This window comes from Thioalkalivibrio sp., assembly GCF_041685615.1.
Taxonomy (GTDB): Bacteria; Pseudomonadota; Gammaproteobacteria; order Ectothiorhodospirales; family Ectothiorhodospiraceae; genus Thioalkalivibrio.
Window position 1 is genome coordinate 73,848 of record NZ_JAWLFK010000003.1, and the last position, 13,891, is coordinate 87,738.

The 13,891-nt window shown below is 66.9% G+C and carries 10 protein-coding genes; 1 reads left to right on the forward strand and 9 read right to left on the reverse strand.

Annotated features, from left to right (window positions below; genetic code table 11):
* Positions 1–67 precede the first annotated feature (67 nt).
* From ACESLR_RS01200 to ACESLR_RS01235, 8 genes are all read right to left on the reverse strand, one after another.
* Positions 68–1,633 (reverse strand): dynamin family protein, encoded by a 1,566-nt coding sequence (locus ACESLR_RS01200; protein WP_373054363.1) that lies wholly within the window; start codon positions 1,631–1,633, stop codon positions 68–70.
* Between the two features lie 27 nt (positions 1,634–1,660).
* Complete coding sequence (locus tag ACESLR_RS01205; protein ID WP_373024291.1) at positions 1,661–2,182, reverse strand: methyl-accepting chemotaxis protein; 522 nt, start codon at positions 2,180–2,182, stop codon at positions 1,661–1,663.
* A gap of 47 nt (positions 2,183–2,229) precedes the next feature.
* Positions 2,230–2,817, reverse strand: coding sequence for a DUF302 domain-containing protein (locus ACESLR_RS01210; RefSeq protein WP_373024292.1), 588 nt, complete (start codon positions 2,815–2,817; stop codon positions 2,230–2,232).
* Between the two features lie 50 nt (positions 2,818–2,867).
* Positions 2,868–3,512 (reverse strand): AAA family ATPase, encoded by a 645-nt coding sequence (locus ACESLR_RS01215; protein WP_373024293.1) that lies wholly within the window; start codon positions 3,510–3,512, stop codon positions 2,868–2,870.
* Positions 3,513–3,649: 137 nt separating this feature from the next.
* A complete protein-coding gene (locus ACESLR_RS01220; RefSeq protein WP_373024294.1) occupies positions 3,650–4,102 on the reverse strand; it encodes a sulfur globule family protein in 453 nt (150 codons plus the stop codon).
* A gap of 596 nt (positions 4,103–4,698) precedes the next feature.
* Entirely contained in the window at positions 4,699–5,397 is a 699-nt protein-coding gene (locus ACESLR_RS01225; RefSeq protein ID WP_373024295.1) for a hypothetical protein, read from the reverse strand.
* Between the two features lie 31 nt (positions 5,398–5,428).
* Positions 5,429–9,724: an efflux RND transporter permease subunit gene (locus tag ACESLR_RS01230; RefSeq protein WP_373024296.1), complete on the reverse strand. Its 4,296-nt coding sequence runs from the start codon at positions 9,722–9,724 to the stop codon at positions 5,429–5,431.
* A 129-nt stretch (positions 9,725–9,853) separates the two neighbouring features.
* Positions 9,854–11,062: an efflux RND transporter periplasmic adaptor subunit gene (locus ACESLR_RS01235; protein ID WP_373024297.1), complete on the reverse strand. Its 1,209-nt coding sequence runs from the start codon at positions 11,060–11,062 to the stop codon at positions 9,854–9,856.
* 430 nt (positions 11,063–11,492) lie between these two features.
* On the opposite strand from ACESLR_RS01235, the gene ACESLR_RS01240 reads away from it, so the two are divergent.
* On the forward strand, positions 11,493–12,893 hold the full coding sequence (locus tag ACESLR_RS01240) for a sigma-54 interaction domain-containing protein (protein ID WP_373024298.1): 1,401 nt from the start codon (positions 11,493–11,495) through the stop codon (positions 12,891–12,893).
* Positions 12,894–13,283: 390 nt separating this feature from the next.
* On the opposite strand, the gene ACESLR_RS01245 is transcribed toward ACESLR_RS01240, so the two are convergent.
* Positions 13,284–13,889 carry a hypothetical protein gene (locus ACESLR_RS01245; RefSeq protein ID WP_373066584.1) on the reverse strand — a complete coding sequence of 202 codons (606 nt, stop codon included), beginning with the start codon at positions 13,887–13,889 and terminating at the stop codon, positions 13,284–13,286.
* Between the last annotated feature and the right edge of the window lie 2 nt (positions 13,890–13,891).

Sequence of the window (13,891 nt, forward strand, 5' to 3'; positions counted from 1 at the left end):
GCCCCCAGGCTGTGCGACTTCGGGGTTGTGGCGCGAGCCTGTCAGGGAAACACTGATCAATGTTTCCCTAGCGCTTCTCCGGCGCTTCCGGCTCGGCATAGTCGCGGGGCGCATCCGTGCCCGGCGCGGGATCCGGGGCCGCGACTTCCGGCTCCGGCGGGTGGTAGACATCGGTGGCCGAGGCCCGCCCGCCCTGGCGCGAAACCGGGCTGGCATCGACGAACTGGTTGTTCAGGCGCTGGATATAGGCCTCGGCGCGGTCGCGCAGTTGATGCAGGCGGCTGATCATGCGCCGACCCAGACCCAGGGGCGCACGCCCCATCATCGGGCGCCAAGGCCGCGTGTTTTTCTCGAAGGCCGCCCGCCAGTTCCCGGCGGCAGTCTCCGTGGGCAGGGTCCGCGCGATGCGGCGCGCCAGCCAGCGGCGGTTGAAGAAATGGATCCCGCCCAGGACGATCACCAGCACCACCAGACCAAAGGCCGTCAGCAGCGGGCGCTCGCCCATGGACTGCCACACACTGCCATCCGTCCACGGGGCAAGGCCACCCGCCGACTGGTAGCCGACCAGGCCCAGGATCACCACAACCACCGCGTACATCGCGGCATCAAACTGCACCACGCGTCGGCGCCACTGCTCCAGTGCTTTCTTCAGGGCCGGCAGGGCATCCATCTCGATGGATTCCGCAATCGCCTGCAGTGACCCCAGGATGCGGTAGGAGCGCGAGGAACTGATCTCCTGAATCTTGGCGTGGATCTCCTGTCGGTCGCGCCGGGATTTTTCCTCGTAGCGCTCGCGCACCTGCGGGTCGCCGATCTCCACCGCCGCGCTCTCGTTGTAAAGGCAGTAGAACCGTCCGGTGGCGTTGCCCTGGCGCACGACGGCGCGCTGCCAGGCGGAAACGACCTCTTCCAGGTTGTCCTCGCGCCAGGTGGTGTCGATCTGGTTGAGGATGAACACCAGCTTGGTGAAGTCATTGCGTTCCGCGACGCGATTGACCAGGTGCTCCAGGGTGTCGCGCATCGCGCCCGGCTCCGGGTGGCGGGCATCGAAGAAGACCAGGACCAGATCGGAGAGATCGATGATGTGATCGGTCAGCTGCAGGATGGTCGCGCGCTGCTCGTCGGCATCGAATCCGGGCGAGTCGATAATGATGCGCCCGCGCAGGTGCTCCGAGCGCGCGGTCTTCATCGCCAGGAAGTGATCCACCGTACGACCGCCACCATCGGTGATGCGCTCGATCTCGTCGGACACCCGATAGAACGGGAAGCGCGGATCGCCGTCCAGTGCCAGCCCCGGCAGTTCCTGGACATGTTCGCTGCCGCCGTAGCTGATCACCGTGAACTTGTCGTCCACCGCCTGGGAGCCGCTGCGCTGCACGGTCGTGCCCACGTATTCGTTGATGAACGTGGACTTGCCGGCGGAGAAGGTCCCCAGCATGGCGATCATCGGCCACCAGGAGATGCCGAAGGCGTAGGAATCCTCGGTGGGATCGAGCAGGCCGGCCGCGTAGCCGACCCGGTCCAGATCCCGGAAGGGATCGACAACTCCCTTCAGGACCGGATTCTCTTCGGCAAGACGGTCGCTCAGAAGCTTGAGCTGCTTGCGCACGCGAGGGCCAGGACGATTGAACATGCGGACTCCGTCAGTCTAAAGGCTGGATCAGCGCGGGTAGTACGGCCCCGGCGAACCCCGGACCGGACCGCCCTGATCGTTGAATGGATTGAACATGTTCATCATACCCATGGGCTCGCCCACATTGCGATTCAGGCTCCACATATCCTGCTGCATGCCGGTGATCGATCCCGCCATCACGCTGGTATCGCGCGTCATCGAGCCGATATTGGCGTCCATCGACTGGGTATTGCCCGCAATAACGGCGACTTCCTCGTTCATCACGCGCATGGTGTTGTTGATGTCCGTCATCTGCTGGTCCATCGATGCCATGTGCCCGGCGATGGTCGACATGTCGCGGTCCATGACCTGGGTCATCTGCGTGATCTCCTGGGTAAGCTGCCCTACATCCCGGGTCAGGCTGGTGATGAGCCAGAAGCCGTAGATCGCCAGCACGATGAAGGCCACCAGGGCGGTATACACAATCAGCTCCAGACGCCGGGACCGGGCATCCGCCTTGTCCGCCTCGTCGCGGACCTCGTTGAACTCACTGCTACTCTCGTCACTCAATTGAACGGCCTCTGTCGATTGCGGGAAACGGGGGGCGGTCTGCCCCGTCAAAAGGCGCCAACGGCGGCGCGATCAATGATCTCCTCCAGGGAATCCTTCACGAACACCGCCTGCTCGCGCAGATCCTCGGGCAACGGCCGCCCCCCGTGGATCATCGGGTCCAGATCCAGCGTCATCAGCCACAGATTGCCCTCGGCATCCTCCTGCAGCACGATCCGGCACGGCAGATACGCGGCCATAGCCGGGCTGTGACGCACCATCTCTGCGGCAATGGCGACATCGCAGAACATGTAGATCTTGAGGAACGGGAAGTCCTCGCCGGTCACGCTGCGAACCTCTTCGCCCATCGGCAGTTCACCCACATTGCGAATATTCAGCTCGTTGGCGACCAGCCGCAGGACATCCTCCACCTCCTCGACGGACAGATCATCGTCCACCTTGCGCTTGTAGACCATCGCCTCGGCGGCGTCGCCGGTCTCCAGCACCGTGCGGGCCATCTGCGAATAGATCTTGGGCGCCTGGGAATCCAGCGAACGGACCTGCCCCAGATAGGGTTCGAACGCGAAGATCGCGTACCCCACGCCGACCAGCGCCAGAAGGCCAATCACGACCAGTGCATTGCGTATGAAGCGCATGAACCTCTCCTCCTGGTGTCCGCGTCCCGGCAACCGCCGGGTGCAACACCTTACCGTTTTTTGCGTCGGCTGCGCCCGAACACGGCGGCCGCCAGGGCATCCAGCTCGGCGGCCGCCTTTCCGCGAGGCTCCAGTTCGCGCACGGAGAGCCCCTCGCTGAACGAGCGCCGGAAGGCCATCCGCTGCTTCAGCCGGGGCTTGAGCAGACGCACGCCCTCGATCTGTTGAAGCGCCTCGAAGGTCTCGTCGGTCTCGCGCACGGCCTGGTGGGTATCGGCCCGGTTGATGAACGCCAGAATCTCCGGATGGTCGCGTGCGCCACGCTCGTCCTGTATCCGCTGCACGAAACGATGGGTCGACCAGACGTCTGCCTGACTGGGGGGCACCGGGATCAGCACGCGGTCGGAGCCCTGCACCGCCGCCATCAGCGACCCCATGTCCGATGCCCCGACATCGATCAGCACCTCTTCGTACTCGCCGGCCCGGGAACGCGCCGCATCAAGATCCTCCGCCGAGTCCAGGACCGGTTCGTAGCCCTCCTCCTGGCGCACCTCCAGCACGTCGCTGAGAGTCCGCTGGGGATCAAGATCCACGGTCAGGGCACGGCGGCGCCCCTCCAGCAACCACAGGGCCAGGTTGAAGACCACGGTACTCTTGCCGGTACCGCCCTTGAGATTGGCGACGACGGTCTGCATGGCGTCTCCTTTGAGGGAACACGGATGCATGTCCCCGTGAATATTGCGGATTGGCGGCTGTCCACAGCCCGCCAATCCGCAATATTCGGAAAAAAGGGCCTGCCCGAAATCGGGCAGGCCCGGACAGGTGGCTGGGCTTAGTTGCCCTGGCCCTGCTGCTGTTGCTGCTGGGGCTGCTGCGGCATCGGACCCTGCGGGCCATAGCCCTGCGGACCGTACCCCGGGCCATAGCCGGGGCCATACCCGTAGCCCGGGCCATAGCCGTAACCCGGGTGGCCATACCCCTGACCATAGCCTCGGCCATCGCCATAACCCTGGCCATACCCGTGGCCGCGGCCACGACCGCTGGCGGAGAAGTCAAAGTTACCGTCGCCCATCATGTCGCCCATCATGTCGCCCATGCCGTAATTACGGCCGGAGCCATAACCGGGGCCGCCGAAGAAGGGCATGCTCGGGCCGCCGTAGCCCGGACCATAGGCGCCGGGGCCATACCCGTAGCCCGGACCGCCCCACTGGGCGGAGGCCATCATCGGGGCGGCCAGGCCACCCAGGGAAACGGCGAGAACTGCTGCTTTAACGAACTGGTTCATGGTACTACCTCCTCAAGGAGTCGTGCCCTCAATTTGAATGCGCGCATGCGGGGAGGGCTTCTCGAATGCACGCCTTACTGGTCAGGGGAACGGAAAGCCGCCCATCCCCCAGGGGAAGACCGATGCCGGCCCTCCCATTCCCGGATACCCGGGCGAACCCGGATACCCGTATGGATTTCCCCCTGGCATCCCGCCGGGGGTGTGGAACGACGGAGCACCGGGTGTGCCGTACGGGCCCTGCGGCCCATAGCCGCCGTACGCCGGAGCCTGGTCCGGAGGCCCTGGCACTTCCCGCGACTCGTCCCGCCGTGACGGGTCGTAATCGCGGTCCGGGAAACGCCCGCGCGGGCGTTCCGGCGCCGAGCGCTCCACCTCCGGCGAACCGGAGGCCCAGGGATTGGGGCGATCAGTCGCTTTCAGCTCGGCGCCCGGCAACAGAAACCCCGCGGCCAGCACGACCCCGAGAATCGGGGCACTGATGACCCACGTGCGCTGCGATTGACCGGACTGCCTGCCCTGCATGACGAACTGCCTCCGTCTGGCTTCCACTGCGACGGGCACGGGCGCCCGTCGGCCTGCGATGACTGATCCGCGGATCAGTCATCGTCACCTTCTTCCATGGACTCGCGACGCTCCTGCATCATCTCCATGCGACGCTCGCGCTGGCGTTCCATCTCTTCCTCGTACGCCTCACGCCCGGCTTCCATCGCCTCCTCGCGCGCCTCGCGCATGGACTGCATCTCTTCCATGTACTCCTGACGCTCGGCATGCTGTGCCTTGATGCGCTCGCGCATCTCTTCCGGCATGTCTTCCGGCAGGTTGTCCGGATCGAACTCCGGCATCTGGCCCTGCTGCATGCCGTAGCCCGGCTGCATCATCCCCGGATGGCCGGGACCGCCCGCCTGCGGACCGGGACCATAGCCCTGGCCATAACCGGGGCCACCGTATCCGGGCCCGTAGCCCTGATAGCCGCGACCGTACCCCTGGCCGTAACCATCGCCATGACCGCGGCCATAACCCTGGCCCTGGCCACGCCCGGACATGCCGAAGCTGAAATCACCGGTGCCTTCACGCTGCTGCATCATCCCGCCACCGGGATGCGCGCCCATGCCGGAGCCGTACGGGGCATGTCCATAGGGACCGGGCACAGGACCCTGCTGGCCCATCGCCGGACCCTGGCCGTAGCCCTGACCCTGCTGTTCATCGGCCTGGGCCACGCCCAGAGCGAGCACGGATGCCACGGCGGCGCTCGCCAGCGTGGTACCGATCATTCGAGTGTTGAAACGCTTCTTCATTACGAACCTCCTCGAGGTCTTGCTTGCATGTTCATTTGAGACGAATCCCGCGCCGAGCGCGGCTCTTGCCGGGTGTACCCGACTTGCTACCCCCCTTGGGGGCTCCGCCGCTGTCCTTGCGGCCAGTCTTGCTGCTCTTGGCGGCGGACGTAGTGGCGCCGCCGGTCTTACTGTTGGACGCCGGCGACGCGCGCTTGTTCGGGGCGGCACCGCCGGTCTTGCCGCCGTCGTTGTCCTTGCGGGTCGTGCTTGCACGACCTTTCGTGGCGGCGGCCGGGCCGGAGGCGCCCCGGGCAGACTTGTTCTTCGAGCTCTTCGCGGCCCCGGCGGAGGGTTTCTTCACGGCCTTCGCGCCGGCGGCCGCACCCTTGGACCCGCTCGCCGAGCCTCGGGACGAACCGCCCTTTGCGGTACCCGACCCGGTGGCCTTCTTGTTCGACGCGGACTGGCCAGCACCCGCCCGGGACGACCCCTTGGGGGTGGAGCCGGCTTTCGTCGGCACGGCGGCGCGGGTGGCCTTCGCATCCGTCGCGTCGGTGGAGCTCGCGGACTCGCCATCCGGGGTTCCGGCATTTTCTCCAGCGGAGGCGCCGCTCGCCTTCCCGGGATGCCCCTTCGGCTCCCGGCCCTGCGCCATCGGGTCCGGACCCGTTGCATCGGCCGACGTCCCGGACGGGGAAGTGCCCGCAGGTGCCCCGGGGGCCGCACCCGAAGGGCCACCGCCTGCCGGTCCGCCCCCCCCTGCGCCGGATCCGCCGGCGGGGCCACTCGGGCCGCCACTGGGGGGTGGTGCGCCGCCACCGCCGTTGCCCCGGCGCTCAAGGAAGGAACGGATCAGGCGCCACAGGGCCAGACCGAGATCACGCAGGCCTTCGAGGAAGGCCAGCCCCAGACACTTGAAATAGAGCCCGGCGTACTGCACGGCCTGGGTGACGGGCCCGCCTTCGCGCGGACCGAACAAGTCATTCCCCTCGCCGGTTCCGCCCTGAGGTGCGCCGGAGGCCATACGGGCGGTCCCGCCATGGCCGTTGCCATTGCCATTGCCGGGCGCACAGGCCGTGCCCGCCTCGCCGTCCTCGTTCAGACTGGTTGGGCAGAAGGCGCGGCGCCCGGAGATGCAGCCCAACGGGATGACCAGCAGCGTCAGCAACGTGGCCACCACGGTGCCGAACATCAGCGAGATCGCCATGCCCTGGAAGATCGGATCGAACAGGATCACGCTGGAGCCGGCCAGCAGGGCCAGTGCCGTGATGATGATCGGACGGGTTCGCGCCTGGCAGGCCAGGATCATCGCGTCGCGCACGTCGTGGCCCTCGTCCACGGCCTGGCGGCCGAAATCCACCAGCAGGATCGAGTTTCTGACAATGATCCCCGCCAGCGCGATGAACCCGATCATCGAGGTCGCGGTAAACTCGGCATTCATCAGCCAGTGGCCGGGGATGATCCCGATCAGGGTCAGCGGGATCGGCGCCATGATGATCCCCGGCAGCACGAAGTTCCCGAACTCCCAGACCACCAGCATGTAAATCAGGATCAGCGCGATCGCGAAGGCGATGCCCATATCGCGGAAGGTCTCGTAGGTCACCGTCCATTCGCCGGCCCATTCGAAGGCGGTGGAGCCGTCATTGGGCGGCGGCCCCAACCAGTGCGGTTGCACCTGGGTGCCGTCCGGCAGCCGGTAGTCGTCCAGTTGCTCCTGTACCTCCAGCATGCCGTAGACCGGCGCCGCCAGGCGGCCGACCACCTCGCCGGTCACGTACTCCACCGGACGCAGATTCTTGTGGTAGATCGGCTCGTCCTGCGGGCGCTCGACGAATTCGCCCAGTTCGGCCAGCGGGATCGACCCGCCCTCGCGGGTGAACACTGGCAGCATCTCCAGTTGCCGAATGTCGTTGCGCGTGCCCATCGGCAGGCGCACCTCGATCAGGTGCGGCTCCACCAGCGACTGTGCTTTCACATCGCCCAGGATCTGCCCGCGAATCGCGGTCTCGAGGGTGCGGTTGACGGTCTCCACGGCCACGCCTCGGCGCAGCGCCTTGTCGCGGTCGACATCGAAGTGCCAGACATCGTGCGGCGCCTGCAGGAAGCTGTCCACGTCCGCGACGTGCTCGGCATTGGCGAACATGCCCTCGAGGTCCCGGGCCACTGCGCGGCGGGAGGCCGCATCAGGGCCGTACACCTCGGCCACGATCGACTGCAGCACAGGCGGGCCCGGCGGCATCTCGACCACCTGGATGTCCGCACCGGCGGCCGCGGCCAGCGGGGTCAGGCGTTCGCGCGCCTCGGTCGCGATCTCGTGCGAGGTCCGGCTGCGATCGCCCTTGTCCACGAGCTGGACCTGGATATCCCCCTGCCACGGCTCGTCGCGCAGGTAGTAGTGGCGCACCAAGCCATTGAAATTGAACGGCGACGCCGTGCCGACATAGGACTGCAAGCCGATCACCTCGTCCATGTCGCGCAGGATCGAGGCCATGTCATGGCTCAGCGTGGCGGTCTCGGTCAGAGCGGTTCCCTCGGGGAAATTCACCACCACCTGGAACTCGGGCTTGTTGTCCAGCGGCAGCATCTTCACGCGGACATCGGTGGTCATGAACAGGCTGACCACCAGGAAGAAGATCACGATCACGCCGATCAGAAAGCCATAGCCGCGCACGCGGTTGTCGGCCAGCCCCGGGATCGCCATGCGATAGAGTCGGCCCAGCTTCTCGGCCTGGCGGTGTTCCTTGTCGGTGGCCTTCTCGAGGTACGCCATGCTCGGGCGCATGCGCTGGGTCAGCCACGGGGTAAACACGAAGGCCGCCACCAGCGAGAACAACATGGCGACCGAGCCCAGCACCGGGATCGGCTGCATGTACGGACCCATCATCCCGGAGACAAAGCCCATCGGAAGCAGCGCGGCGATAACCGTGAAGGTCGCCAGGATGGTCGGGTTGCCGACCTCGCGCACGGCATCCACCGAGGTCTCGGTGTCGATGCCGCGCTTCATCAGCCAGCGTCGGTAGATGTTCTCCACGACCACGATGGCGTCGTCCACCAGGATGCCGATGGAGAAGATCAGCGCGAACAGGCTGACGCGGTCGATGGTGTAGCCGAGCACCCAGGCACTGAAGACAGTGAACAGGATCACCACCGGGATCACGATCAGCACCACGAGGGCGGCACGAATCCCCAGGAACAGGCCCACCAGGATGGTCACCGCGAAGGTCGCGATGAACAGCTTGAAGATCAGTTCGTTGACCTTCTCGTTGGCGGTCTTGCCATAGTCGCGCGAGACCGCGACCTCGACATTGTCCGGGATTGCACTGCCCTTCAGGCGCTCCAGGCGTTCGAGGACGTTGTTGGCCACCGTTACCCCGTTGCTGCCGGGCTTCTTGGCGATCGCCAGGGTGACCGCCGCCGCGCCCTCCGGCGCCGCATCCGGGTCGACGGCCGCCGGGCCGGAATAGTGGCGAACGAACTGCTCCACCTCGCCCGGGCCGTAGGTCACCTCGGCCACGTCGCGCAGGTAGACCGGCTGACCGTCACTGACGGCCACCAGCAGCTGTTCCAGATCCGCCGCGCCGGTGAAGAAACGCCCGGTGTGTACCGCGGTGCTCAGCCCCCCGCTTTCGATGCGTCCGGCGGAGCCCTCGACATTCGCGGACTGCACGGCCTGGCCGACCTGGTCCAGGCTGACACCGTAACCGGCAAGGCGCTCTGGCAGGACATCAATGCGCAGCCGCTCCTCGCGTCCACTGACGACGAAACTCTGGCTGGTATCGGGCACTTCGTTCAGCTGCTGCTGCGCGTCCAGCGCAATCTGGCGCAGCAGGGCGTCATCCACCTCGTGCGACCAGAAGGTCAGGTTGACCACCGGCACGTCGTCCGCGCCCTTGGCCTTGACCATGGGTTCGCTGACACCGGGTGGCATCAGGTCGCGATTGGCCATCAGCTTGTCGTGCACCTTGACGATGGACGACTCCATCTCCTCGCCAACGTCGAACTGCACGGTCACCATCGCCTCGCCGCGATGCGACACGGAGTAGACATTGTCGACGCCGGACAACTCGCTCATCAGCCGCTCCAGCGGCCGCGCCGCGAGGCTCGCCACCTGCTCGGAGGGCACGCCCGGATAGGACACCATGATGTCCACCATCGGCACGGAGATCTGCGGGTCCTCCTGGCGCGGCGTCACCATCAGGCCGAGGATGCCGATCGCGATACTGGCTATCAGCAGCAGCGGCGACAGCGGCGAATGGATAAAGGCCGCCGCCATGCGCCCGGCAATGCCGGGGTCGCCGTGCTTCTCCCGGAAACCGCTACCGGATTGTTTGTCGTCTTCGGCCATCGAGCGTGAACGGTCCTGTTGTCAGTCTGGCGTCCCGGGCGCCGGGCTGGGCGGCGCCCTGCAGCCGGTGCGCCTGCCAGGGGCGGCAACCGGAGCGGTGAAACCCGGCACCAGGCCGGGCATGAATCCCTACATTCGGTTCCACGGATCGGCGTCACCGTCACGGCGATCCGGTCCCGATTGCGGCGAGCTGCCGCCGGTCGGCTGACCGGAACGCACGCCCGCCCCCGGCCGGGCCAGGATCTGCATACCCGGCTCCAGACCGGAGGTCACCACCACCTGGTCGCCGCGCGAACCGCCCAGACGCACCATGCGCACCCGAACGTGGCCCTCCCCGTCCAGCACGGCGACCCGTGGCAGGGCCCCTCCCGGAATCAGGGCCGAACGCGGTACCACGACCCGGTTACCCGAAGCCTCGGCCTGGGGTAAATACACCGCGGCATGCATGCCCGGTCCACCGCGCACGCCCTCCGGCAGGTCGAACTTGACCGTCACGGTATGGCGCTGCGGATCGGCCAGCGGGAAGATCCGGGCGACCCGTGCCTCTACCTTGTCACCGGTATCCAGGCGCACCTGCACGTAGTCGTCTTCCTGAAGGCCACTCACGAGCCGCACCGGCACCTGCGCCTCGACACGCAGGAATTCGACATGCCCGAAGCTCACCAGCGGCTGCCCCGGCTGGACGGTGTCGCCCTCTTCCACGTGCTTGTTCATGACCAGCCCGTCAAAGGGCGCCTCGGAACGGGTGTCGCGGATCGCTGCATCCAGCTCCGCCACCTGGGCCCGGGCCTGTTCCCAGCGCGCCTGCGCCTGGTCCACGCCGATGTAGCGGGAATAGAGATCGGTCCGGCGGTCCAGCGCGGGATCGCCCATGCCCATGAACTGCCCCATCGGCTGCGTAAACATCTGGTCGAACATCGACGGCACACCCATGCCCGGCATCTGGCCGATGTTGCGCGACTGCGGCGAGATCATCTCGCGGCCGTACTGCATCTGGGCCTCGCGGATCGCCGCCTCGGCGGTGCGCATCTCGGCCTCGGCCGCCTGGCGCTGGGCGCGCAACCGGTCATCGCTGACGGCGACCAGCACCGTCCCCTGCTCGAAGCGGTCGCCCTCGGCACCGGCCACGTCCACCACGCGGCCGGACGACTGTGCGGTCAGGGTGACCTCGCGGTAGGGAACCACAGTGCCGCTGACCGTCTGCGTGGCCGCCCGGTCCGGCTCCACCGTGACGACGGGACCGGCGGCATGAGCCCCCGACGCGGCGACCAGCGGCAGGGCCAGCGCAGCGCCGAGAAGGGTTCCAGCCAAGAGGCTTCGGGAAACTCGAGCAAGCATGATCGTCCTACCTCGCGCCAAATGTCGCGATGAAAGAGGGCGCCCGGACCCGGCGCACCTGCGCACACGGGACCGAGGGCAGGGAATGGACCGCAGTCGACCGGACGCCCGGGAACACGGCGACAGCACCGGTTTGGCGACCTAGGACAGCAGGTTGAAAACCGCGGTGGGTATCCATTAACCAATTTGTAGATGAACTCATGCCCGACTACAAGCAAGGTATATGCCAGTATTGTGACATTCTTATAAAAACAATCAGTTATTACTTATGTACTGATATTCCCTTCACGACTGTTGCAACACCCCCATTTCGCGCTATAACCGAGACAGGGAAAGGCGAAGCGGGACATGTCCGGGTGTTGCAGACCCTTTCGGGTGTTGCAACGCCGGGGCGTTTCCGCTAGCCCCAAAACAAGAACAAGGAGGCGGGATGACCACAACCGAGTTGGCCGAGATCTGCATCCGACACAGTCGGGATCCACACCTCATCAGCGATACCCGGGGCCGCGTGCTGTTCGCCAACCCGGCCTTTCACCAGACCCTGCAAATCCCACCGGACGCCCGCCTCACCCTGGACCAGCTGGGCCCGCTGAATCTCGACGCGCATCTCAGGGAGGCCGCCATCGCGGCCGGCGACGACGAAGCCGACGCCCGCAATACCTTGCACGCCCTGCACTTCACCCTGATGGCCGAACTCGAGGGCGAGAGCCTCCCGCTGGAGGTCATCAGCCAGCCCCTGCGCCTGAACGACGACTCGCGCGCGCTGCGACTGATCACCCTGCAGCCCCAGCGCCGACGCACCACCGCAGTGGAGACCGTGTACGAGGATGGCCGGGCCGGGCTCGACGACAGCCACTTCCACTCCCACGACGCCCACTGCCGACCCACGCTGCAATTCGCACGGCGCGTGGCCGGCAGCGACGTGCGCGTGATGCTGCTGGGCGAATCCGGCACCGGCAAGACGCGCCTGGCCCGGGCCATTCACCAGACCAGCCGCCGCGCCCACGCCCCGTTCGTCGAGATCAACTGCGCGGCCATCCCCGAGGAACTGCTGGAATCGGAACTCTTCGGCCACGCCCGCGGGGCCTTTTCCGGCGCGGTCAGCGACCGGATCGGCCGCTTCGAGGCCGCCGACAGCGGGACCTTGTTCCTCGACGAGATCGGGGAGATGAGCCAGCGCCTGCAGGCCAAGCTGCTGCGCGCGGTCCAGGACGGGGCCTTCGAACGAGTCGGGGAGAACACCACCCGGCAGGTGGATGTCCGCATCCTGGCCGCCTCCAACCAGGACCTGCGCAGCCGCGTCGAGGCCGGCAAGTTCCGCACCGACCTGTTCTACCGGCTCGCCGTCGCGACCGTGGAGATCCCGCCATTGCGCGAGCGCCCCCAGGATCTGGCGGCCAACCTGCAGGACTACGAGGTGCATCACGGCATCCGCATCGCCGCACACCTGAAGGAGAAGCTGCGGGAATACCCCTGGCCGGGCAACTTCCGCGAACTGGAAAACGTATTCGAATGCCTGACCCTGCACGCCCGCGATGGGCAGGTGGATGACTTCCCGCTGCCCGAGCCGATGCGGGTGGACGCCCACACGGCCGACACGATCCACGCGCCGCATACCCATGGCCATCACGGGGACAGCGCCGGCGGGGCCGAACCGAATGGTTCCCGCACCCACGGGGCCCGCGACCCCCAGGCCAGCGAGCATCCCGAGGCGCGGCGCCTGCGCGACGCCCTCGTCGCCCATTCCGGCAACCGCTCGCAGACCGCCCGCGCCCTGGGCATGGATCGCAGCACCCTGTGGCGCAAGCTGCACCGCTACCAGCTGGTCTGAGTCCGCGCCCCACTACTGCATTGCCCACAAAAACGCCCCGGAGATTTCCATCTCCTGGGCGTTTGCAATCACCCGGTTCCGGCTGTGCGGGCCAATCGAATGCCCTTAAGGAGACGCGGATTTAATCGCACGTCCGCGTTGGTACCCCCTGTTTTCCGAGACAAGGCGCGTCGTGCAGCGGGTAGTGGTTCTACCCGCAAGCGGCGCAACACAGGATCGGGGAACAGGGGGCACCAACCCCACAAGCCATTGAAAAGCAGGCGCTCGGCCGCCTTTGCGTGGGAACTGCGTTGCGGTTCCCTTGTGCAGAATGACTGCACGGCAGTCACCGCGCCTTGTTCGCACGCAAAAGCGACTCGAGCGCGGACGCGCGATTAAATCCGCGTCTCCTTAACGGAACTGGCGCAGGTGACGTGCCCCGTCCCGATGGTTGCGGTCATACACGGGCGCCAGGCGTTCGACCATCACGCGGCGCTCGCCCGCCGGAAGCAGGTCCAGCGCGCTGTCCCAGGCCCGCATCGCGCCCCGGACATCGGACGCGGCATACAGGGCATTGCCCAGCTCTCCGTAGAAGTCGGCGCGCTGCGACGATGTCGCCGGGACGCCCTCCAGCGCGGCACGCAGGAGCACGGCCGCGGCTTCGGGCCCTTCGCTCCAGTAGGCGGCGCGTCCGGCCTCCAGCGCCTCCTGCACCTGCCGGGCGACCTGCTCCTCGCTCAGCATCTCGCCGGAGGCCGTCGTACGCGGCTGTTCCTGCGGATCCGGGATCGGCCGATGCGTACCGTCCCCTTCATCGCGTTCGTAGGGCTCGCCGGTCATCGGGTCCATGTCGCCCTCCGACAGGCGGCCCTCGCGCGGCGGGCTCTCGCCGGTGCGCGCCTCGCCAGCCGCCGGATCCCCGTCCGACTCGGCGACGGTCTCGACACCTTCATCCTCCGGCACCGCCTCCACGCTGGGGGCCAGCGCGTCACGTGCCGACCAGGCGATCAGCCACAGCA

Coding starts and splice junctions, on each gene's coding strand:
- ACESLR_RS01200 (WP_373054363.1), bottom strand. CDS start 1,633: ATGTTCAATCGTCCTGGCCCTCGCGTGCGCAAGCAGCTCAAGCTTCTG.
- ACESLR_RS01235 (WP_373024297.1), bottom strand. CDS start 11,062: ATGCTTGCTCGAGTTTCCCGAAGCCTCTTGGCTGGAACCCTTCTCGGC.
- ACESLR_RS01220 (WP_373024294.1), bottom strand. CDS start 4,102: ATGAACCAGTTCGTTAAAGCAGCAGTTCTCGCCGTTTCCCTGGGTGGC.
- ACESLR_RS01240 (WP_373024298.1), top strand. CDS start 11,493: ATGACCACAACCGAGTTGGCCGAGATCTGCATCCGACACAGTCGGGAT.
- ACESLR_RS01210 (WP_373024292.1), bottom strand. CDS start 2,817: ATGCGCTTCATACGCAATGCACTGGTCGTGATTGGCCTTCTGGCGCTG.
- ACESLR_RS01230 (WP_373024296.1), bottom strand. CDS start 9,724: ATGGCCGAAGACGACAAACAATCCGGTAGCGGTTTCCGGGAGAAGCAC.
- ACESLR_RS01215 (WP_373024293.1), bottom strand. CDS start 3,512: ATGCAGACCGTCGTCGCCAATCTCAAGGGCGGTACCGGCAAGAGTACC.
- ACESLR_RS01225 (WP_373024295.1), bottom strand. CDS start 5,397: ATGAAGAAGCGTTTCAACACTCGAATGATCGGTACCACGCTGGCGAGC.